Consider the following 20,281-nt stretch of genomic DNA (forward strand, 5'->3'; position numbering starts at 1 on the left):
CCCCCAAGTCAGGGCCGGGGACGAGCTACGATGATCACTGAGAGGGCCGGTCCCGGCCGTCCCAGCGGGCCGCGCGCATGTCGGCGCGCGTCCCCCGGACCGGGGTGCCCTCCTCGCGCCACCGGGCCAGGCATTCGGCCTCGAGACCGGCCGCCGGGGTGCCGTCGGCGTGGATCACCCGCCACCACGGCACGGCTCCGCCCCACAGCGACATCACGCGGCCGACCTGCCGCGGGCCGCCCTCGCCGAGATACTCGGCGACGTCCCCGTACGACATCACCCTGCCTCGCGGGATCCGCTCGACCACGTCGAGCACCCGCTCCGCGTACGGCGGCGGCTGGCCGCGGCCGTCTCTCAAGCGCTCCACTCGGTCGGCCCGGCCGCGATTATCTCTTCGAGCTTGCCGAACTCGTACGTGGACGATCCGTTGATCTGTTCGACGACGCCGTTCCTGATGCCGTACGCCTCGCCGTCCTCACCCACGAGCCGGGCCCCCATGAGATCGGTGAGAAGTGCCAGCTGGGCGACCTGCCAGTCGGACCCGGGCTGGCCGGAGAGCCGTCCCGACCAGGTCGCGATCTGATGCACGGAGTCGCCGTGGCGCGCGACGATCTCGCCCGTCTCGTGCGACCCGCGCAGCTCGAATCCGGCCTTCGCCGAGACGCTCGCGAGTTCGGCGTAGGCGAGCGGTGCATCCCGCTCTACGCGCAGCTCGTACCCCATGAGCCGCGACCTTAGCGAAATTTGACCTGGCTTTGTCACCGGAAACCCGAACATCGGGAAGACCGCGTCCGAAATGCTGCAGAACGGCGGCCAACATGTGATCACCTGCGCCACCCGTTCACCGGCGCCACCCCATCATCGGCGACGCAGTGCGAACGCCGCGGCGCAGAAACCGCCCATTCCGAGAGCGACGGCGATGCCGTAGATCCAGAGCCTAACCGGATCCGCCCCCGGGCGCGCGGGCCCCTGCGAGACCGGGCCCTTGCCGAAATGCGCGTCGTCCTGCACCGAGGACGCGGGGCCATATGCGGTCAGCTCCGCGGCCTTCCGCAGGGCCGCCGCCGCGTCCACGACGCCGAATCCGACTTTGTCGTCATAACCCGCGGGCGGATGAGGGCGGGAGGTCGTCGTCAAAGCGCGCGACACCAATTCCGGCGGCAAATCCGGATATTTCGCCTTTATTAGTGCGATAGTGCCCGCGACGAGCGCACTGGCGACACCGGTCCCCGACACGGCCCCGCGGCGGCTCCCCGCGAGGGTGACGGGCACGCGGTCCCCCGGCGCGGCCACCAGGACCGAGAGGTTGTCGCTGCTGCCCGGGGTCTTGGCGCCCTTGCGGTCGACGGCGGCGACGCCCACGACCCCCGGGTAGCCCGCGGGGAACGCCCAGTAGGAGGTGCCGTTCTGCCGGGCGTACGGCGACCGGCCGGCGTCCCCCACGGCTGCGACGACCGCCACGCCCCTCGCCAGCGCGAAGGAGATGGCGTCCCGCTCCACGCGGTCCACGGCGTACACGGGGACGGGCAGGCAGATGACCTTGGCGCCCCGGCCGGTCGCGTAGCGGATGCCGCGTGCGAGCGGACTGTCCTGCGTCTCCGCGGGCGCCTGTCCCGCCGAGCCCTCGGAGTGGCTCCGGACCACGGGGACGGACAGCACCCGCGCCTCCGGCGCGATCCCGGGGGTCCCCCCGCTGCGGCCGCTCCCGGCGATCGCCGAGACCAGGGCGGTCACGTCGTCGCCCGGCCGCACCGTGTCGTCGCCGAACATCGCGCCCGCCAGGTCCGGCCCGAGTTCGACCCGGCCGCTCAGCTCGGGCAGACCGGCGTCGGGGTGCCCACCGCCGAGCAGGGCGACGGTGACGCCCGCGCCCTTGCTGACCTTCCAGGCGGCGCCGGCGTTGAGGGCGTCGAGCGCCCACCGCCCCTCCTCGCCGCCGGGGGCCGGCGCCGCCGCGACCGCCGGCCCGATCCCCAGCAGGACGGCCGTGAGCGCCGCGCAGAGGAAGGCCGGCCTCAGCACACGTTCCCCTGGGTGCAGCGGGGGACGTCGGGGGGCTCTCCGAGGGCGCGTGCGATGCGCCCGGCCACGGTCTCGGCCACGGGCCACATCTCGCTGTTCACCTGTTCCTCCAGGGGGACGGAGGCGCGCGTCCTTCCGTCGGTGTACCCCACAGTGGAGAAGACGATGTACGGCCCGGCGCCCACCCATCCGGTGCGCTGGCGCTGGGCCGCGCCGAACGTGTCGGTGACCGTGCCGGGGAAGGCCACCGGCCGTACGCCCACGCGGTCGTCCACGGGCAGTTCGCCCGCCGCGTCGGCGCGGGCCTGCTCGCTCGGCAGCACGGCGACGCCCACGGTGACCGCGAACGTCGAGGTCTGGTCGACGTAAGTGGCGCGCAGCACGGCCTGGCAGCCGTGCTTGCGCAGCACCGACGCCACCGGCGCGTCGACCGCCGCGGCGCACGCCGCCTCGGGGGCGATGCCCACCCTGCGCGCGTACTGCTGGGCGCGGCCGAGCGCCGTGTACGGAAGTTCCTCGGGGAAGACCATGCCGGCGGGCCACGCGCGCCACCGGCGGGCCACGTCCTCGGCCACGTATCGGGCGCGCTCGGCCTCGGTGAGCGGCCTGACCTTGTTCTCCTGGATCAGCCCGACCGATCCCAGCAGCACGTTCACCGCGGCGACGGCGAGGACGACGCCCATGATCGTCAGGTAGAGCGAGCGGAGGCGGATGCCGCGCTCGAGTTCGGCCCGCTCCCTGGCCGCCTGGGCGGCGGCGGCCCGTCCCCTCGACGCCGTCCAGGGCCGGGCGCGGGCGCGGCGCGCGGACGCGCCGAGTGGCAGCGCCCGCGGATTCGCCCGCCGGAGACCGGACGGCGTCCGCGCCGTCTGCGGGATGCGGGACTGCTCGGGCGGCATACCTCGATGCTACGTCGGCAGGCCCGTCGGCCAAGGAGCAGGCGGCAGCGCGTCGTCTTCCTCCCGCTCTCGTCTGCGCGCCCGCCGGCTGAGGACGAGGATGACGGCCACGCCCGCGCCGGAGCCGGCGAAGGCGCCGAGCGCGACGGCTCCGTAGAGGAGGATCGCCCCCGTGTCGCGCCGTACGACCACGATGGGGTCCTGGTCGTTCGCGGCCGGGCGGACGGCACGCAGGGGGTTCTGCACGCCCGTCCCCGACGCCGTGGCGCGATGGCGGGCGAGGGTGGCGGCGACGCTCAGCGCCCGGTAGGCGTTGACCACGCCGAACCCGGTGCCGGTGTTGTACGGCCCCTTCCGGGCCGGCGACGACGTGAGCGCCTGCGCGACGAGGGCGGGCGACATGCGGGGATACCGCGACTTGATCAGCGCGGCGACGCCGGAGACGAGCGCGGTCGCCTGGGATGTCCCCCGGCCGACCCAGTACTCGTCGCCGGGACCGGCCCCGAGGACGTCGACGCCCGGCGCGGCCACCATCACCGAGGAGTTCCGGTTGGAGAAGGAGGCCCGCCTCAGCGTGGACGTGACGGCGGCCACCGAGATCACGCCGGGGATCGCCGCCGGGTAGGAGTACGGCGCGGTCCGCTTGCCCGCGCCCTCGTTGCCCGCCGCGGCGACGAGGACGACGCCCTTGGAGATCGCGTATCTGATGGCCGTGCGCTCGTCCTTCGTCGGCATGTCCTTCGACAGCGACAGGTTGATGACCTCGGCTCCGTGGTCCACGGCGTAGCGGATGCCCTTGGCGACCACGGCCTCGTACCGGGCGTCGGAGTTGAACGTGCGGAACCCGGGCTCCTCGTCTTCGAGGATCACCCGCACGGACAGGACCCTGGCCTCCGGCGCGATGCCGACGATGCCGTCCGCGCCGCCGGGACCGTGCCCGTGCCCGGCGATGAGCGAGGCCATGTACGTGCCGTGCAGGCGCACCGGCTGCACCCCGCGCGGGTTGGCCCCGGTCGTGAAGTCCCGCCCGGTGACGACCGATCCGGCGAGGTCGCGGTGATCGGGATCGACACCCGAGTCGAGCACCGCGACGGTCACGCCCCTGCCCTTCGTCAGCCGCCAGGCGTCGTCGACGTCGAGCGTGCGCAGCACGTCCTGCTGGCTGAGCCGTACGTCGTCGGCCCTGACCGGGCCGGGAACGAGGAACGCGCCGCCCGTCAGGGCGAGCGCGGCGGCGGACGCCGCGAGGACCCTGCGGCGCAGCGCGGTCAGCACCGCCACTCCTTGGCGGTGCAGTCCGGGGACGCCGGGGCGGTGAGGATCGCGCCGACCTTCTCGGCCAGGTCCTCGGTGAACGAGAACATGGTCTCCCGCTGCTCCCCGAGCGCACGGGCCGGACGCCCGTCGACCTGGCCCGCCGTCGCCATCACGAGGTACGGCCCGGCGGTGCGCACGATCAGCGACTGACGCCCGCCCGCCGAGAAGCGGTCGGTCACGGTGCCGGGAAACGCGAGGGCGCGCAGGCCGGGCGCCGCCGCGCCGTCGCCCGGGAAGATGGGGACGGCCGCGCGCGCCTTGGGCTCGTCGGGGAAGGCCGCCACGCCGATCGTCACCACGATGCCCTGCAGGGCGTCGAGGTAGGTGGCCCGCAGGACCGCCCGGCAGCCGGCCGCCGTCATCCGGCCGGCGACGGCCGTGTCGACGGCGCCGCGGCAGTCGGTGCGCGAGGAGATGCCCACCCGCCGCGCCAGCTCAGGCCCGCCCTGCTCGCTGGTGTAGGCCAGGGTGGCGGGGAAGATCCGGCCGGCCGGCCAGCGCTCCCATCGCAGCGCCGTCTCGGCCGCCTGCGCCTCGCGCAGCTCCGCCACTCTCGGGCCTCTCGTCAGCTCGGCGACGGCGGCGCTGGCCGCGATCCCGCCGACGATCGCGCAGACGAGGGTGATCGCGGAGGCCACGGCCACGGCCGGCCAGGTCCGCGTCTCGCCCACTGCGCCTCCGTTCTCTTCGCGGCCTCCCTCCTCCAGTGACCTTAACGCGACCTACCGTCCGCCATCCCCACAAATGCCCCCGGAAAGTCGTTGACGCTGTGGAAAGTGGAAAGTACTTTCTGAGATGGAAAGAGGTGGTGCGGATGAACCCCGAGGAAGCGGCGCGGAGCCTGGCGACGATCCGGCAGACGCAGGCGAAGGCGATGAGATCCCAACCATGGCTGCCCACGTGGTTCATCTCGGCCATCGGGCTCACCGTGACCGGGATCCTCCTCGTCAGCGAGCCCGGCACGCCGATCCCGGTGACCGTGGGCGGCGGGATCCTGATCTGCGCGGCGCTGGGCGCCCTGATCGCGGTCTTCGCCAAGACGCGGCCGATGACCGTCCACGACCCCGCGATCACACGGGCCTTCTCGGCCGTCTACCTGCCCTGGCTCTTCGGCGGCATCGTCCTGTGCTGGGTGGTGTCGTTCGGCCTCCAGGCCGCGGACGTGCCGTACGGAATGGCCTGCGGCGGCGTCGCCATGACCGCGTACTTCGCCCTCGGCAGCCGGGCGATCTCCCGCCGCATCGCCCGCCGGGTGGCCCGCCGGTTCGAAGAGACCCGGTGATGGAGCTCGATCCCGTCATCCACGCCCCCACCCGGCTGCAGATCGTCTCGCTGCTCGCCGCGGCCGACGAGGCCGAGTTCGCGTTCGTCCGCGACACTCTGGGCGTCAGCGACTCGGTCCTGTCCAAGCACGGCAGCGCACTGGAGGCCGCCGGATACGTCGCCGTACGCAAGGGCTACGTGGGCAAGCGGCCCAAGACGTGGTTCAAGCTCACCGGCAAGGGGCGCGCGGCGTTCACCGCGTACGTCGAGAACCTGCAGCGCATCGTCGCACCCAGCGGCCTCAGCGTGGTGCCGGACGAGCGCGGTTAGCGCCTGGACGACGACGGCCGCCGCCTCGTCGTGAGGCGGCGGCCGTCGACCGGTTTCCGTGTCAGTAGGTCGGCAGGCTGGGGTCGACCGTCTTGATCCAGCTCAGCACGCCGCCACCCACGTGGACGGCGTCGGAGAAGCCGGCGTTCTTGAGCACCGCGAGCACCTCGGCCGAGCGGGCGCCCGACTTGCAGTGCAGCACGATCTTCTTGTCCTGCGGCAGCCTCTCCAGGGCGGAGCCGTTGAGGAACTCGCCCTTGGGGATCAACACGGCGCCAGGGATGTTGACGATCTCGTACTCGTTCGGCTCGCGAACATCGATGATCATGATGTCCTCGCCCCGCTCGCGCATCGCCTCCAGCTCGGCCGCGGTGATCGTGCTGCCGGCGGCGGCCTGCTGCGCCTCGTCGGAGAGCGTGCCGCAGAACGCCTCGTAGTCGATCAGCTCGGTGATCGAGGGGTTCTTGCCGCACAGCGGGCACTCGGGGTCCTTGCGGACCTTGACGTCGCGGTACTTCATCTCGAGCGCGTCGTAGATCATCAGACGGCCGACGAGCGGCTCGCCGATGCCGGTGATGACCTTGATGGCCTCGTTCACCTGGACGGAGCCGATCGACGCGCACAGCACGCCGAGCACGCCGCCCTCGGCGCAGCTCGGGACCATGCCCGGCGGCGGGGGCTCGGGGTAGAGGCAGCGGTAGCACGGGCCGTGCTCGGCCCAGAAGACGCTCGCCTGCCCGTCGAACCGGTAGATGGACCCCCACACGTACGGCTTGCCGAGCAGCACGGCCGCGTCGTTGACCATGTAGCGCGTGGCGAAGTTGTCCGTGCCGTCCACGATGAGGTCGTAGCCGGAGAAGATGTCCATCACGTTGTCGGTCGTGAGAGCGACGTTGTGGATGATGACGTTGACCAGGGGGTTGATCTCACGCACGCTGGCGGCGGCGGACTCGGCCTTCAGGCGGCCCACGTCCGACTGCCCGTGGATCACCTGGCGCTGGAGGTTCGACTCGTCGACGACGTCGAAGTCGACGATCCCGAGCGTCCCGACCCCGGCCGCGGCCAGGTACAGCAGCGCGGGAGAGCCCAGGCCGCCCGCGCCCACACACAGCACCTTGGCGTTCTTGAGGCGCTTCTGACCCGCCATGCCCACGTCAGGGATGATCAGATGGCGCGAGTAGCGGCGCACCTCGTCAACCGTCAGCTCTGCTGCCGGCTCTACCAGCGGTGGCAACGACACAGTCCCACTCCTGCTCTCCGTGTCCCGTTTTCGTGCCAATGGTCGCGCTCGGCTCCATGGGCCCAACACAAGCTCTTCTCACAACTTAACCGGGGTAGCCCCGCATTCCCCAATCAAGGCATTCCCCGATCACGCTGTCCGGCGCAGGGGCGTCCTCGTGTAGGCCAGCAGGCGCCGTGACTCCCGGGCCACGAGCTCGGGATACTCCATCTGGGCCACGTGACCGGCGTGCGGGAGCGTCACCAGGCGCACGTCGCGGAAGACCCGCCCGGCCCGGTGCGCCATGCGGGCGTGGACCAGCCGGTCGCGCAGGCCGTACACGACGAGGGTGGGCGCGGTGATCCGCTCGGCCTGCCGCCAGAGGTTGTCGGGGCCCAGCCGGAAGTACTCGCGCACGATCGCGCGGGCGCAGCCGACCATGGCCGCCCCCGCGTGCGGCAGACCGTCGCGGTCGCGCAGTTCCTCTATCGCCTCGCGCAGCCGCTCAGGGTGGACCCGCCCGGCGTCGGCGTAACACATGCTGAGCGTCGCCTGGACGCGCCGTTCCGGCGGCAGCGCGCCGAGCCAGCGGACGGCCAGCTCGCCCAGGCGCGGGGCGGCCGACATGGCGATCCTGGCCGGGCCGTACCTCGGCAGCAGGTCGGGCAGCGCCGGGGAGACCAGCGTCAGCGACCTGACGAGATCGGGCCGCGTGGCCGCGATCCGCACCGAGACCGCGCCGCCCATGGAGTTGCCGAAAAGGTGGACCGGCCCCTCCCCCAGGGCCTCGACGAGCCGGACCACGGCCGCGGCGTGGGCGGGAACCGAGTAGTCGCCGTCCGCGGGCACGGGGGAGTGCCCGGCTCCCGGCAGATCGACGGCGACCCCCCGCACCTCGCCGGCAAGCTCGCCCATCAGGTCGGTCCAGTTGGTCGCCGAGCCCGCCAGGCCGTGCACGTATACAGCGGTCTCGGGCGGCCCCTCCGGGGTCGTCCGCACATGGATGCGCGCGTCCCCAACCTCGATGAGCCTGCCGGGCCACGGTGGAATCGGCTCGACACCCACGCGTCCTCCCCTGTTCGCCTCGCGTTTCTCGACCATAACCCTGCCCGTACGCCGTCTCGGGCGGCACTTCCGCGCTACCCGGGGGACGCGGGATCGATCATCCGGGTTCGCCCCGATCAGTGAGAGCGACATATGGCCAATATCGCCCTCATTCGGACATATCGAAATGCGGATACGAATCACAATTCGGACCAAAGCCGCCCTATCGGTGTCAACGATGCCAATAAAGCGATAAGTGAATGGCAAAAGCCGCCGACCGCCGTTTGTCGCTAGGACGGTGAGGAAAACAAGACAATGCAGGGATGATCCACCAAGGGTCATCAGTAAGGGCATTTTCCGAACGACTTGGAAAACGCCGGAGTGTCGGGGCAACAATCCTTCAAGGAGGACATGAAATGCCCAAGTTCAACAACCTGGTCGGGATCCTCGCGATCAGCGCCGCCCTGACCGGTGGCGCCGTCACCCTGGGCACCGCTGTGGCCGCCACCAGCGCGAACGCCGCCACTGTCATGGGCGGCTACGTGGGCGGCGGCGGCTACTACCCCAGCTACAACTACAACCGCAATGCGCAGCGCCAGAAGAACAAGGGTGCGAACGCGAACAAGAACAAGAACAAGAACAAGACGAAGCAGTGGCAGCACGAGCGGCAGAACCAGGCTCAGAACCAGTTCCTGCTGCGTGACTTCACGCTCGTCCTCACGCCGTTCCAGAAGACGGACACCGACGCGCGGGCGCTTCCGTACAACTGGCAGTACGGAAACACGCAGTCGTACCCGTACACGCGCACGAACAGCTACAGCGACCAGTTCAACAACCCGCGCCAGGACCAGGACTCCCTGGCCCAGCCGAAGACGAACACGGCCACCGAGGTCAACCCGCGCGTGAAGAAGAAGGACATCGACGCGGACATCGACGTGGACGTGGAGAAGGAGAAGAAGAAGGGCTACGACCGCGGCGAGGACCCGGTGATCGTGCCCTGACGGGATCTACACGATCGGCCTCGGTGAGCGTCCCGGCCACGGCGGGTGACGCGGCAGCCGACGGCCACCCGTACTCGTGACCGGCGGCCTCACCTGAGCCGGAACCCGCGAGTGACGGGGGACACGCGCGAGCGGCGGAGCGGCGGACACCGCCCGGCGGGTCGGGCGGCGACCGGATGACCTGGGACACGGCACCGGTGCCACCCGTCCGCCGCTCTGCCGGCGGGCGAACGAGCAGTCGAGAGAGCAGCGCACCGGCGGCGCTTTCGAGGAGAGGACAGCCGGTGCCAGGCGAACGCATCGCGCCGCGTCACACACGACGGCGCCGAACTCACTACCACCCGCCCTGATCCCTCACGGGACCGGGCCGGGGTTGCGATATTCAGAGGAGAAACACCCAGATGTCCGTGTTGAAGAACATCGCCGGGGCCCTCGCCCTCGGCACCGCGCTGAGCGGCGCGGCCATCGTGCTCGGTGGCGCCACCGCCGGCACGGCCAGCGCAGCCACCGTCATGGGCGGGTACATTCCCGCCCCGTCCGGCGGCGTCCGGTACGTGCGGCCGAGCTACAACCGCAACTACAACACCAACCGGCAGGGCCAGGGGCAGAAGGGCAAGAACAAGAACAAGAACAAGAACAAGAACAAGAACCACGAGTGGCAGCACGTTCGTCAGTCGGAGAACCAGAGCCAGTTCCTGCTGCGTGACTTCACGCTCGTTCTGACGCCGTTCCAGAAGTCGTCGAACGGCTCGGCGGCGGTTCCGTACAACTCCCAGTGGTCGCAGAACTCCACGCTTCCTTACACCAGCACGAGCGACTACAACCAGCTGCACAACCGGCCGTGGCAGGACCAGTCCGCGCAGGCCGACCCGCGCACCAACACGGCCACCCAGGTCAATCCGGAGGCCAAGACCAAGGATGTCGACCTCGACGTCGACGCCGACATTCAGAAGGACGAGGGGAAGCGGAAGACCCGGCCGTCGTACGACGCCATCCCCTGATCCGCAGCGTTCCACCGCGCGGCCGCGCTGACCGGTCGCGCTGAGCCTCGGGCCAGTGGCCCGGGCGTCGAATGAATGTGCCCGTGCTCGCCGGGGCGTCGACTCACGCCCTTCGCGAGCACGGGCACTCGTCGTCTCCCCCGCTTCCGGAATTCGTCATCGGGTTCGGTCTCGCCCAGCCGCCCGCGGTCGCCCTTCCCGAGCCCGTCCGTGGCCACCCTGGGGCCGCCACCCTGGGGCCGCCCCAGCCCACCGCGGCTCCCTCCCCACCCCCGCGAAACGCCCCTCGATGCGCCCTCGGACGTGCCATGCGCTCCCAGCTGCTCACGCAGGCCTGCCACCATGCTCGCGCCACCGCTTTCACGCATCCGGCACCTCGGGCTGAAATCGGACATTACGGGACAAGTCGCCCCTATTATCCCCAATTCGTTCCATAGGCTGCTAATAGCTGATCAAAAGCCATAGAGGTGCGTTTGTCGGATGATGCTGACGGACATCAACGTATCGCAGGAACCCGGCCCACGGGGGCCAAAGAGATATTTCTCTCGAATCTCCAGCGAGAAATATCGAAGGATGCGGGGATTTCCAATTCTTTCAAGGGGGACAGCAATGCCCAAGTTCAAGAACGTTCTCGCCGGACTCGCACTCGGCACCGCGATCGCCGGGGGCGCGATCGCCATGAGCGCCACAGCCGCGAGTGCCGGCACCGGAGACTTCTTCGGTCTCGGTGGCATGCCCTGCAACAACAACACCTTCGTTCCCTTCAACTGCAACAACAACAACAACTGCAACAACGGCAACTGGAACAACAACTGCAACGACAACAACTGGTGCAACAACCAGAACAACAACTTCTGGAACAACCAGAGCTTCTGGAACCAGAGCGCGTTCAGCGACAACCTCGACAGCGACTCCAACTTCGCGATCGTCGGCCCCTGCGCCACGATCGCCTTCAGTGACAAGACCAACCGCGACAGCAACTTCTTCAACAACGGCTGGTTCAACAACAACTCCTGGTTCAACAACAACCAGAACAACAACTGGTGCAACAACAACAACAACAACTTCTGCAACTGAGAAGGCGGGGCCGGCAACGGCCCGTGAGACGACCGCGCCGCTCGGAATCCCGCAGGTGAAGGGATGACGCAAACGGCCGGCCGCACCGTCCTCCACCGCCTTGACAGGAGAACGGCGCCCTGAGGCGCAGTCACGTTCCCGTGGCGTCGAAAGCTCCGTGAGCGCTCCCCGCTCCGGGAACGGCCGTTCGATCAGCAGAGACAAGGGCTCCGGCGAGACTCTCGCCGGAGCCCTGACTTTTCTCCCCCCACTCCGGGCCCAGGAGCCCGAGGCGGCAGATTCACGCGCGCATTCCGGACAGCCGGCTATCGGACAGCATGAAGCCCTCCCGTCGCCTTTCCCCAGGCCGGCAAGGACCGGCCGCAGCAACAGGCCACAACAACAGGCCGACGCGATACGGCAACGGCACGCATGCGGACGACGCCCCGGACACCACAGGCGCTCAGGCCCGGCCATCGCCGCACCGCTCTCACTGCCGAGCTCCGGCGCGCGAACACCCCTCGCCAAATCGGTCAATCGAGACATTTCTCTCTTAATACCTCTAAGTCAGTTCATAAGACTCTAACTAGTGATCAAAAGGCTTAGACGGCTGTTTGTCAGGCCACCGCGCTGGAAATCATGACAGCACAGGAAGTTAGGGCTCAATTAAGAGCCCGAAGGACATCTCTCACAATCAAGAGAAATGCCCTGAACAAATTCAGGAATACTGAATCCTGTCAAGGGGGACACGCATGTCCAAGCTCCACAAGATCATCGCCGGTCTCGCGCTCAGCACCGCCGCTGTCGGCGGCGCGCTCGCTCTGGGCGCCGGCGCCGCCAGCGCCGCGACCAGGACCGGCGACGTCGACCGTCCCATCGCCCGGGACGGCCTGGCCAACGGTGTCGACGACAGCACGGGCGGCATCGCCCAGGGCAACAGGGGTATCGGCGATCGCGGTGATCGGGAGAACGTCTTCCCTGTCTTCTTCAACCCGAACAACAACAACAACTTCGAACGGAACGACCGCAACCAGAACCTGAACCAGGACAACAACAACAACTGGTGGAACAACCAGAGCTTCTGGAACCAGGGGGCGTTCGCCGACCGGCGCGACGACTTCTCCGGCTTCGGGCTCGTGGCCAAGGACGTTGCGATCGGCTTCCAGGACAAGACGAACAAGGACAACACCTGGTTCAACAACAACTGGTGGAACAACAACAACTGGTGGAACAACAACGACAACAACTGGTGGAACCACAACAACAACGACCGCATGAACTGAGAAGGCAGGTCCAGCGGCTCCTGCGAGACGATCGCGCCGTTCCGAGAAGATGACGGATCCGGAGAACCTCCACGAGGCCTCCGAGCCCGGCTGACGGACTGGCGCCGTTGAGTGCAGAGACACGTTCCCCGACCGGCCGGCCGCTCGCTCACCGAGCGACGGCGACCTGGACGGGAACGGCCGTCAATCCTTCTACAGTGACAACCAAGGGCTCCGGCGGGAAGGTTCCGCCGGAGCCCTGCTCTTTGCCCCGGCCGCGCTCGTCGCCGCCGCTCACCTCCCTTTTGCCTCCTTCCCTCCGCGGCCTTTCCCCGGCCCACCATCGCGGCCGCCGCCGAACCTCCACCGGCGCGAGCGTCATGACGTACGAACCGGCGGCACGCCCCCCGCACCGCCCCCATCGGGTCGCCCCATCAGGTCGCCCCACCGAATCGCCTCACCGAATCGCATCGCAATGGGGTAAGCCGGCGCCCCTCCGGCCGAGGCGTCAGAAGGCCGTCACGCCAGGGGGGCAAATCGTACCTATCACTACATAAGGCGCATTATCCATCGAATCAAGCCTATACGCAGCTAATCATTAACCAAAAGCAGCAGACGTCAGTTTGTCGGGCCGCCTGGCAGGAAATCACCACTAGCGTCGGAAGCAAGGCTCAATAAGAGCCACGAAGGAATTCCCGCCCACAGCAGGCGGACGGGAAATGCCGATAGACGCAGGGCAATTCGAAATCGAATCCTGTCAGGGAGGAACCATAATGCCCAAGCTCAAGAAGATCTTCGCAGGGCTCGCGCTCAGCACCGCGGTCGTCGGCGGAGCCGTCGCCATGGGCGCCACGGCCGCCAGCGCCGACGACAACCCCTTCTGGGCCAAGAAGAGCGACGAGCGCCCCATCGCCAAGGATGGCGCGGCCAACGGCGTCGACGACAGCACGGGCGGCATCGCCCAGGACAACAAGAAGGGGGACGACTTCTTCCCGCACGCGTTCTCCCCGAACAACACCCGGGAGCGCAACGACCGCAACCACAACATCGACGACCGCAACCAGAACAACATGTGGGACACCAACAACTGGTGGGGTCAGAACCTCTACAAGGACGACAAGTCGGGGCACGACGCCTTCGGCCTCGTCGCGAAGGATGTCGCGTTCGGCTTCCAGGAGAAGGACGACCGCGCATTCAACTGGCTCAACAACAACTGGTGGGCCGACCAGAACTGGTGGGACCACAACAACAACGACTGGTGGAACCGCAACGACCGCGAGCACAACGACAAGAACGACAACAACAACCGCAACAACGTCTGATCCGCGAGGCATGACGCCTCGCGGGACACCGCGCCGTCCGGCCGGGTGACGGGAGCAGGTGGGCAGGACCGCCCACGAGCGCATCTCCGTCATCAGCCGGGGACGACGGCGCCGGTGAGTGCAGCCAGGTGTTTCCAGCGCAACCGCGCGCCGAGCGACGGCAGGCCTGGAAACACCTTCCACCAGATGGCATGAGACAAGGGCTCCGGCGAGATCCTCGCCGGAGCCCTGACCTTTTCCGGCCCCCCGATGCCGCCCTCGAACCCGCCCCCGACGACCCGCTCCCACGGGCCGAAGCGAACGAGAACAGGGGATTGAGGAACACCACCGTGGGGAACCACGGCCCGCCCTACCCCGGCTGCCGCACTGACACGTCAGGCATGAACGTCGATCAGGTCAGCGGTCGCCTAACCCGAGGCGTCGCGCCACAACGCGGGCCCAAATTCCCTCCGGGCCAGTTTGCCGGTGGGCCGTCTCGGCAATTAAGACGCCACGGGCGATGACCGGACATACAGGACATCGCCTGACATTTCCGACAGACACCGGGAATGTCGCACTCGGGCACTCCATCCTTCGAGGAGGACCTCAATGCCCAAATTCCGGAACGTCATCACCGGTCTGGCGGTCAGCACGGTAATGGCAGGCGGCGCTCTCGCCCTGAGCACCACCACCGCTCACGCAGCCGCCCCTGGCGCCCCGACCATCAGCGCCAACTGGGGCCACGGCCCGGGCCACTGCAGGCGTCACGGACGTGGCTACCGCAACACGGCCGTCAACCGCAACGACTTCCGCTTCTTCAAGTTCAAGAAGGAGAAGAAGGTCAATCGGAACAACGCGGCCTTCGCATCCGGTGACGCCGTCGTCGAGATCGACGGCGACGACGACGACTGACACTGACGGGTGACACCCAGTCGTACGGGGCCGTCGGCGCGAAGCCGCGGTGTCCGGGCCCGCCCTGATCACGCCTCCGCCACCTCCGTGGCGATCGGGCGGCGGTGAACGGGCGGCCGAGAGCCCGCGGCCCCTGTACGGATCGCCCACTTCTGTACCGTGAAAAAGCCCCGGCGGAACTGTCCGCCGGGGCTCCTCCGGGCAGAGCCGACATGACCGCGCCGGCAGGAACGCTCAGGCGGAACGACGCGTCTTCCGCTTCTTGGGCGACTTCTCCTCCTCCGCGTCGTCCGACGCGGCCTTCCTGGCGGCGTCGCCGGAGGCGGCGGCCTTGGCCTTGGCGGCCCTGCCGGGCGACTTGGCCGGGGCGGCGCCCTGGCGCTCCCGTTTGGCCGCCTCCACGCTGGCCCGCAGCGCGGCCATGAGGTCGACGGCCGGCCCGGCCTCGGCCGGGGCCTCGGGGGCGACGATCTCCTTGCCCGCCACCTTGGCCTCGATGACCTCCTGCAGCGCCTCCCGGTAGGCGTCCTTGTATTCGGCGGGATCGAAGTCCGCCACCATCGTCTCGATCAGGGACTCGGCCATCTTCAGTTCCTGGGGCCGTACGTCGACGTCCTCCTCCAGGAACCCGAAGTCGGCCTCGCGGATCTCGTCCGGCCAGAGCATGGTCTCCAGCACGAAGACGCCGTCGCGGACGCGGAGCGCGGCCAGCGACTCGCGCTGCCGCAGGGCGACCTTCACGACCGCCACCTGTCCCGACCGCTCCAGCGCGTCCCGCAACAGCACGTACGGCTTGGCGCCCTGCCCGTCCGGCTCCAGGTAGTAGGACTTGGCGAAGTAGATGGGGTCGATCTGGTCGGCGGGGGTGAACTGCAGCACGTCGATCCTGCGGGACGTGGTCAACGGCAGATCGGCGAAGTCCTCGTCGGTCAGCACGACCATCTCGCCGGTCGCGAGCTCGTACCCCTTCGCGATGTCCGAGTAGGGCACCTCTTCGCCGTCGACCGAGCAGACCCTCTTGTACTTGATCCGCCCGCCGTCCTCCCTGTGCACCTGGTGGAACGTGACGTCCTTCTGCTCGGTCGCCGAGTAGAGCTTCACCGGGATGGTGACAAGACCGAACGAGATCGCGCCTTTCCAGATGCTGCGCATAGCCACATTCTCGTCTCTGTGTTCGAACGACGCTATGGTGGGATTCAAGGGAGTTACCTCATGGGCAGGTACCCACTATGGCGGTGCCGTATCCGATCGAGCCGATGCTTGCCATTCCAGGAGAAATCCCTTCCGACTCCGGGGCGTACGCGCTGGAGGTGAAGTGGGACGGCATCCGCGCACTCGCGTACGTCGACGGCGGCGTGCGGGTCACCGGGCGGCACGGCGCCGACTTCACCTCCCGATATCCCGAGATCTCCGCCGCCATGGCCCCGCTGGCCGGGCGCAGGGCGGTGGTCGACGGCGAGGTGGTGGCCTTCGACCCCGAGGGCCGGCCCAGCTTCGGCCGGCTGCAGAGACGCATGCACGTCGCCGATCCCGCCGGGGCCCACCTGCTCGGCCGGCTGCCGGTCTCCTACCTGCCCTTCGACCTGCTCCATCTCGACGGGCACACGCTGCTCGACCTCCCCTACCTGGACCGGCGGGCGCTGCTCGACTCGCTCGGCCTGGGCGCGCCGCCGTACCTCCCCTGTGAACCGGCGGTGCTGGAGGCGACCAGGCGGCAGGGGCTGGAGGGCGTGGTCGCCAAGCGCCTCGACTCGCCCTACCGGCCGGGGCGAAGGGCCGAGTGGTGGATCAAGGTCAAGAACCTGCGGACCGCCGAGGTGGTCGTCGGCGGCTGGCGGCCGGGCAAGGGCCGCCGCGCGGGCGGCGTCGGCTCGCTCCTGCTCGGCGTGTACGCCGGGGCCTCCCCTGCCGAGTTCCTCTTCGTCGGCCATGTGGGCACCGGGTTCACCGACGCGATGCTCGGCGACGTCCTCCGCCTGATTGAGCCGCTCGAGATCGGGCAGAGCCCCTTCTCTGACGGGCTTCCTCGGGAGATCTCCCGGAACGCCCGGTGGGTCAGGCCCGATGTGGTCGGCGAGGTGGCGTTCAGCATGTGGACGCGCGACGGACGGCTGCGCAACCCCGTGTGGCGGGGCGTGCGCGCCGACAAGATCCCCGCGGAGGTGCGGCGGGAGGAGCTGCGATGACGGAGAAGGTGCGGGTGAAGGTGGAGGGCCGCCTGCTTGTCCTGACCAACCTGGACAAGGTTCTCTATCCGGACGCCGCGTTCACCAAGGCCGAGGTGATCGACTATTACACCCGGATCGCGCCGGTCCTGCTGCCACACCTCAAGGGGCGTCCGCTCACGGTCAAGCGTTACCCGAACGGCGTCGACGGCCAGTTCTTCTTCGAGAAGAACGCCCCCGAGCACACCCCCGACTGGGTCCGTACGGTCACCCTGCCCGCGCCGGGCAGCACCAAGAACCGCGAGGAGATCGACTTCGCGGTCGTGGAGGACCTGCCGGCCCTGGTCTACTACGCCAACCTGGCCGCCCTGGAGATCCACGTGCCGATGTGGCGGGTGGCCAAGGACGGCGAGCCGCAGCCGCCCGACACCCTCGTCTTCGACCTCGACCCCGGCGCCCCCGCCACCATCGTCGACTGCTGCCGGGTCGCCGTCCTGCTGCGGCAGGCCCTGGCCGACGACGGCCTGGAGAGCCACCCCAAGACCAGCGGTCAGAAGGGCATGCAGATCTACGTCCCCTGGGACCGGGGCCAGGACACCTCCGGCTACGCCAAGGCGCTCGCCCGGCGGATGCAGGCCGAGCATCCGTTCGTGACGAGCGTGATGGCGAAGAAGGAGCGGCCGGGCAAGGTCTTCATCGACTGGAGCCAGAACAACCCGGCCAAGACGACGGTCGCGCCCTACTCGCTGCGCGCCGCCGGGCGGCCGACCGCGTCCACCCCCCTCCTGTGGGAGGAGGTCGAGGCGTGCGACAGCCCGGACCGGCTGGTGTTCACCGCACCTGACGTGCTGGAGCGCGTGGAGAAACACGGCGACCTGTTCGCACCCCTCACCGCTTAGCCCCGCTGCTTAGTGCCGCCGCCACCCTGGCCGTAGTGTGGACCTGTCGCAGCCGACCGTCGAACGGAAGGACAAGCACATGCCCGAGATGGACCCCCTCGACGAGGTGGTCGAGGAGATCTCGATCGAGGCGCCGGAGGCCGACGCGGTCGAGCAGCACCAGCTCGTCAAGGTCGCCGACGACAGGCGCTGGCCCGAGCACGTTCCGTTCGACGCCGACCCGGCCGACGTGGCCGAGCAGGAGCGTACGGTCGACCTCGACGACGACGACTATCGCTGATCCGGATTACCGACACGTAGGATGAGGCCCCGGGGCGGGAGCCCCCGATGCGCATCTTGCAAGGAGACTGCCGTGACCGCTACCCCGGACGCCAAGCCCCGGGGCACCCGGCTACCCCGGATGGCCCGCCGCCGCCAGTTGCTGAGCGCGGCACAGGAAGTGTTCGTGGAGAACGGCTACCACGCGGCGGCGATGGACGAGATCGCCGAGCGGGCCGGTGTGAGCAAGCCGGTGCTCTACCAGCACTTCCCGGGCAAGCTGGAGCTGTACCTCGCGCTGCTCGATCTGCACGTCGACGACATGGTGACCCGGTGCCGGCAGGCGCTCGAGTCCACCACAGACAACAAGCAGCGGGTGCAGGCTGCCATCGGCGCCTTCTTCGACTTCGTCTCCAGCCAGGGCGAGGCGTTCCGGCTCGTCTTCGAATCCGACCTGCGCAACGTCGCGCCCGTACGGCAGCGGATGGAGCGTTCGCTGCACGAGAGCGCCGAGGCGATCAGCCGGGTGATCCAGGAGGACACCGGCTGCTCCAGCGACGAGGCGCACCTGCTCGGTGTGGGCCTGGTCGGCATGGCCGAGGTGAGCGCGCGCTACTGGCTGAGCAGCCACGGCTCGATCCCCAAGGAGGCGGCGACCCAGCTGATGGCGCGCCTGGCCTGGCGCGGAATCAGCGGTTTCCCGCGCACCGGCTGACGGAATCCTGTTCGCTTCACGCGATCACGGTGCCGGCCACTCCCGGAGGCGACGACGATGGGGAGTGGACCAGCCCTCGCGAAAGGGGAGCCCGATGGAAATCAAGATCGGCGTACAGTCGGTGCACCGAGAACTCGTCGTGGAGACCGACCTGTCGGCCGAGGAGATCGAGGAGGAACTCCGCAAGGCGCTCGCCTCCGAGAAGGGCGTCTTCTCGCTCACCGACACCAAGGGCCGCCGCGTGGTCGTCCCCGTGGACTCACTCGGCTTCGTCGAGATCGGCGAGGACGAGTCGCGCCCCGTCGGCTTCGGCGGGACGCTCTAAACGCCTCCGTCATCGCCACCGGCCGGCCGGCGGCGCGCGCCCACACCGCGCGCCGTCACGGCGGCCGATCATGATCCGCGCTGGGTCAGGTGCGTCCGTAACCGCATCCGCGGGGACGGCGGGTCAGATCCGCGCGATGGGGATCCCGCCTCCCGCTGATCGTCGGACAACCCGCGCTTCCTCTCCGCAACACCGCACGCGGAGTCCAGGTGTTCGGCCCACATCTCGTCAAGGAAGTGCCGTAGCGGCGCGAGGCCCTCATGCTCGCACCGTACATCCGTTTGGCACGTGCGCGACCCATGAACGCCGGACCGGCCGGTGCGCGAAACAGGCTCCCGGCCCTCCCCGCCGCCGCCGTTCCGGAATTCCGGCCAGGTCAGAGGGATCGCGGGCACCGAGCGCCGCATCGACGGCCCTCGCGCGAAGCCGTGAAGATCACGGTCCGGGCGTGAGGCCGAGGGCGGCCATCCGCTTGCCGTGCTCCTCGGTCAGCCTGGCGAACATCCGCCCGATCTCCGCCAGGTTCTCGCCCTCCTCGCCCACCAGCAGAGCGGCGAGCCGCGGCCGGACGGCGGCGAGCCGCTGCCCCTGGCTCAGCGCCTCCCCGACCATGCGGCGCGCCCACAATGCGAGGCGGCCGCACAGCCGCGGGTCGGCGTCCAGCGCGGCGCGCACCCGCTCCACCGCGAACTCCCCACGGCTCTCGTCGGTCAGCACCTCGTCCACCAGGGCGCTGATCGAGGGAGTGGTGTGCCGCGCCGCCTCGCGGTAGAAGTCGCCCGCGATCCCCACGCCGACGTACGCCTTGATCAGCGCCTCGTGCCAGTCCTTCGGCCTGGTCTGGGCGTGCCAGTCGTCGATCGCCTCCACGAAGGGGGCCATGGCCTCCTCAGGATCGACGCCGAGCGAGGCCAGCCGGTCTCGCAGCACCCGGAAGTGCCCGTACTCGGTCGCGGCCACGTCCCCGAGGGCGGCCCTGTCGTTCAGCGTCGGAGCCAGCAGGGCGGCGTCCTCGGCCAGCCGGAGGAAGGCGGCGAGCTCGGCGTACGCGAGAACACCGAGCAGGTCCACAATCCCGGGAGAGGAATCACTCATGGGTGCAGCGTACGGCTCCGCGGCTCCCCCGCCGGCGCCCTCGCTCACCCCCGGCGCAGCAAGAGCTTTTAGCGAGAAGACGCAGAAATCGGTTCCGTGTTGTGGTATCGAGTAGACTGCTTCGTGGAAGTGCGACCGCACTGTGTGGATCGGTGCTGTGTAGATCACCGTAACGATCCCTGTGTCGATCCGGGGCC

Annotated in this window: 23 protein-coding genes; 13 read left to right on the forward strand and 10 right to left on the reverse strand. The window is 69.1% G+C overall.

Annotated elements, in window-relative coordinates; translation table 11 throughout:
- Window positions 1-34 precede the first annotated feature (34 nt).
- The 6 genes from BXA11_RS07575 to BXA11_RS07600 all read right to left on the reverse strand — a co-directional run bounded on the left by BXA11_RS07575 (window position 35) and on the right by BXA11_RS07600 (window position 4,909).
- Window positions 35-358, reverse strand: coding sequence for an MGMT family protein (locus BXA11_RS07575; protein WP_030507416.1), 324 nt, complete (start codon window positions 356-358; stop codon window positions 35-37).
- On the reverse strand, window positions 355-723 hold the full coding sequence (locus tag BXA11_RS07580; RefSeq protein WP_030507417.1) for a hypothetical protein: 369 nt from the start codon (window positions 721-723) through the stop codon (window positions 355-357). Before BXA11_RS07580 ends, BXA11_RS07575 begins: the two co-directional genes overlap by 4 nt.
- A 135-nt stretch (window positions 724-858) precedes the next feature.
- On the reverse strand, window positions 859-2,022 hold the full coding sequence (locus tag BXA11_RS07585; protein ID WP_143734138.1) for a S8 family serine peptidase: 1,164 nt from the start codon (window positions 2,020-2,022) through the stop codon (window positions 859-861).
- Entirely contained in the window at window positions 2,016-2,921 is a 906-nt protein-coding gene (locus tag BXA11_RS07590; protein ID WP_076433876.1) for a hypothetical protein, read from the reverse strand. The genes BXA11_RS07585 and BXA11_RS07590 overlap by 7 nt, the downstream gene beginning before the upstream one ends.
- Window positions 2,922-2,930: 9 nt before the next feature.
- A complete protein-coding gene (locus BXA11_RS07595) occupies window positions 2,931-4,196 on the reverse strand; it encodes a S8 family peptidase (protein WP_143734139.1) in 1,266 nt (421 codons plus the stop codon).
- Complete coding sequence (locus BXA11_RS07600) at window positions 4,190-4,909, reverse strand: hypothetical protein (RefSeq protein WP_076433877.1); 720 nt, start codon at window positions 4,907-4,909, stop codon at window positions 4,190-4,192. Before BXA11_RS07600 ends, BXA11_RS07595 begins: the two co-directional genes overlap by 7 nt.
- Window positions 4,910-5,052: 143 nt before the next feature.
- Here BXA11_RS07600 and BXA11_RS07605 point away from each other — a divergent pair, with 143 nt between their 5' ends.
- Together BXA11_RS07605 and BXA11_RS07610 are read left to right on the forward strand one after the other, a co-directional pair.
- On the forward strand, window positions 5,053-5,520 hold the full coding sequence (locus tag BXA11_RS07605) for a hypothetical protein (protein ID WP_143734140.1): 468 nt from the start codon (window positions 5,053-5,055) through the stop codon (window positions 5,518-5,520).
- Window positions 5,520-5,831, forward strand: coding sequence for a winged helix-turn-helix domain-containing protein (locus tag BXA11_RS07610; protein WP_030507423.1), 312 nt, complete (start codon window positions 5,520-5,522; stop codon window positions 5,829-5,831). Before BXA11_RS07605 ends, BXA11_RS07610 begins: the two co-directional genes overlap by 1 nt.
- Before the next feature lie 61 nt (window positions 5,832-5,892).
- Here BXA11_RS07610 and moeZ read toward each other — a convergent pair whose 3' ends face one another.
- Complete coding sequence (gene moeZ, locus BXA11_RS07615; RefSeq protein WP_076433879.1) at window positions 5,893-7,071, reverse strand: adenylyltransferase/sulfurtransferase MoeZ; 1,179 nt, start codon at window positions 7,069-7,071, stop codon at window positions 5,893-5,895.
- Window positions 7,072-7,200: 129 nt separating this feature from the next.
- The gene (locus BXA11_RS07620) at window positions 7,201-8,115 is read right to left on the reverse strand and encodes an alpha/beta hydrolase (protein ID WP_143734141.1); all 915 of its coding nucleotides are present in this window, start codon (window positions 8,113-8,115) and stop codon (window positions 7,201-7,203) included.
- Window positions 8,116-8,510: 395 nt separating this feature from the next.
- Here BXA11_RS07620 and BXA11_RS07625 point away from each other — a divergent pair, with 395 nt between their 5' ends.
- The 6 genes from BXA11_RS07625 (at window position 8,511) to BXA11_RS07650 (ending at window position 14,627) form a co-directional block, all read left to right on the forward strand.
- The gene (locus BXA11_RS07625) at window positions 8,511-9,095 is read left to right on the forward strand and encodes a hypothetical protein (protein WP_076433881.1); all 585 of its coding nucleotides are present in this window, start codon (window positions 8,511-8,513) and stop codon (window positions 9,093-9,095) included.
- 401 nt (window positions 9,096-9,496) lie between these two features.
- A complete protein-coding gene (locus tag BXA11_RS07630) occupies window positions 9,497-10,096 on the forward strand; it encodes a hypothetical protein (RefSeq protein WP_076433882.1) in 600 nt (199 codons plus the stop codon).
- A gap of 609 nt (window positions 10,097-10,705) precedes the next feature.
- Entirely contained in the window at window positions 10,706-11,173 is a 468-nt protein-coding gene (locus tag BXA11_RS07635) for a hypothetical protein (protein WP_076433883.1), read from the forward strand.
- Window positions 11,174-11,904: 731 nt separating this feature from the next.
- Window positions 11,905-12,435, forward strand: coding sequence for a hypothetical protein (locus BXA11_RS41975; protein WP_076433884.1), 531 nt, complete (start codon window positions 11,905-11,907; stop codon window positions 12,433-12,435).
- Window positions 12,436-13,187: 752 nt separating this feature from the next.
- Complete coding sequence (locus BXA11_RS07645) at window positions 13,188-13,736, forward strand: hypothetical protein (RefSeq protein ID WP_076433885.1); 549 nt, start codon at window positions 13,188-13,190, stop codon at window positions 13,734-13,736.
- A gap of 588 nt (window positions 13,737-14,324) precedes the next feature.
- Complete coding sequence (locus BXA11_RS07650; protein ID WP_076433886.1) at window positions 14,325-14,627, forward strand: hypothetical protein; 303 nt, start codon at window positions 14,325-14,327, stop codon at window positions 14,625-14,627.
- A gap of 234 nt (window positions 14,628-14,861) precedes the next feature.
- On the opposite strand, the gene ku is transcribed toward BXA11_RS07650, so the two are convergent.
- Window positions 14,862-15,779 (reverse strand): non-homologous end joining protein Ku, encoded by a 918-nt coding sequence (gene ku / locus BXA11_RS07655; RefSeq protein ID WP_076433887.1) that lies wholly within the window; start codon window positions 15,777-15,779, stop codon window positions 14,862-14,864.
- A 104-nt stretch (window positions 15,780-15,883) separates the two neighbouring features.
- Between ku and ligD (BXA11_RS07660) the strand changes: the two genes are divergently transcribed.
- The 5 genes from ligD (BXA11_RS07660) to BXA11_RS07680 all read left to right on the forward strand — a co-directional run bounded on the left by ligD (BXA11_RS07660) (window position 15,884) and on the right by BXA11_RS07680 (window position 18,989).
- Entirely contained in the window at window positions 15,884-16,813 is a 930-nt protein-coding gene (ligD, locus tag BXA11_RS07660; RefSeq protein ID WP_239105224.1) for a non-homologous end-joining DNA ligase, read from the forward strand.
- Entirely contained in the window at window positions 16,810-17,691 is an 882-nt protein-coding gene (gene ligD / locus BXA11_RS07665; RefSeq protein WP_030507434.1) for a non-homologous end-joining DNA ligase, read from the forward strand. Before ligD (BXA11_RS07660) ends, ligD (BXA11_RS07665) begins: the two co-directional genes overlap by 4 nt.
- Before the next feature lie 79 nt (window positions 17,692-17,770).
- The gene (locus BXA11_RS07670) at window positions 17,771-17,971 is read left to right on the forward strand and encodes a hypothetical protein (RefSeq protein ID WP_030507435.1); all 201 of its coding nucleotides are present in this window, start codon (window positions 17,771-17,773) and stop codon (window positions 17,969-17,971) included.
- A gap of 72 nt (window positions 17,972-18,043) precedes the next feature.
- Window positions 18,044-18,664: a TetR/AcrR family transcriptional regulator gene (locus BXA11_RS07675; RefSeq protein WP_030507436.1), complete on the forward strand. Its 621-nt coding sequence runs from the start codon at window positions 18,044-18,046 to the stop codon at window positions 18,662-18,664.
- Between the two features lie 94 nt (window positions 18,665-18,758).
- Complete coding sequence (locus BXA11_RS07680; protein ID WP_030507437.1) at window positions 18,759-18,989, forward strand: DUF3107 domain-containing protein; 231 nt, start codon at window positions 18,759-18,761, stop codon at window positions 18,987-18,989.
- A 435-nt stretch (window positions 18,990-19,424) separates the two neighbouring features.
- Here the strand turns inward: BXA11_RS07680 and BXA11_RS07685 are convergent, their stop codons facing one another.
- Window positions 19,425-20,084, reverse strand: a complete 660-nt coding sequence (locus tag BXA11_RS07685) for a ferritin-like fold-containing protein (RefSeq protein ID WP_030507438.1) — start codon at window positions 20,082-20,084, stop codon at window positions 19,425-19,427.
- Window positions 20,085-20,281: the final 197 nt, after the last annotated feature.

Source organism: Microbispora rosea (assembly GCF_900156315.1).
Lineage (GTDB): Bacteria > Actinomycetota > Actinomycetes > Streptosporangiales > Streptosporangiaceae > Microbispora > Microbispora rosea.

Coding starts and splice junctions, on each gene's coding strand:
- BXA11_RS07580 (WP_030507417.1), bottom strand. CDS start 723: ATGGGGTACGAGCTGCGCGTAGAGCGGGATGCACCGCTCGCCTACGCC.
- BXA11_RS07590 (WP_076433876.1), bottom strand. CDS start 2,921: ATGCCGCCCGAGCAGTCCCGCATCCCGCAGACGGCGCGGACGCCGTCC.
- BXA11_RS07605 (WP_143734140.1), top strand. CDS start 5,053: ATGAACCCCGAGGAAGCGGCGCGGAGCCTGGCGACGATCCGGCAGACG.
- BXA11_RS07610 (WP_030507423.1), top strand. CDS start 5,520: ATGGAGCTCGATCCCGTCATCCACGCCCCCACCCGGCTGCAGATCGTC.
- BXA11_RS07625 (WP_076433881.1), top strand. CDS start 8,511: ATGCCCAAGTTCAACAACCTGGTCGGGATCCTCGCGATCAGCGCCGCC.
- BXA11_RS07630 (WP_076433882.1), top strand. CDS start 9,497: ATGTCCGTGTTGAAGAACATCGCCGGGGCCCTCGCCCTCGGCACCGCG.
- BXA11_RS07635 (WP_076433883.1), top strand. CDS start 10,706: ATGCCCAAGTTCAAGAACGTTCTCGCCGGACTCGCACTCGGCACCGCG.
- BXA11_RS41975 (WP_076433884.1), top strand. CDS start 11,905: ATGTCCAAGCTCCACAAGATCATCGCCGGTCTCGCGCTCAGCACCGCC.
- BXA11_RS07645 (WP_076433885.1), top strand. CDS start 13,188: ATGCCCAAGCTCAAGAAGATCTTCGCAGGGCTCGCGCTCAGCACCGCG.
- BXA11_RS07650 (WP_076433886.1), top strand. CDS start 14,325: ATGCCCAAATTCCGGAACGTCATCACCGGTCTGGCGGTCAGCACGGTA.
- ku (WP_076433887.1), bottom strand. CDS start 15,779: ATGCGCAGCATCTGGAAAGGCGCGATCTCGTTCGGTCTTGTCACCATC.
- ligD (WP_239105224.1), top strand. CDS start 15,884: ATGCTTGCCATTCCAGGAGAAATCCCTTCCGACTCCGGGGCGTACGCG.
- ligD (WP_030507434.1), top strand. CDS start 16,810: ATGACGGAGAAGGTGCGGGTGAAGGTGGAGGGCCGCCTGCTTGTCCTG.
- BXA11_RS07670 (WP_030507435.1), top strand. CDS start 17,771: ATGCCCGAGATGGACCCCCTCGACGAGGTGGTCGAGGAGATCTCGATC.
- BXA11_RS07680 (WP_030507437.1), top strand. CDS start 18,759: ATGGAAATCAAGATCGGCGTACAGTCGGTGCACCGAGAACTCGTCGTG.
- BXA11_RS07685 (WP_030507438.1), bottom strand. CDS start 20,084: ATGAGTGATTCCTCTCCCGGGATTGTGGACCTGCTCGGTGTTCTCGCG.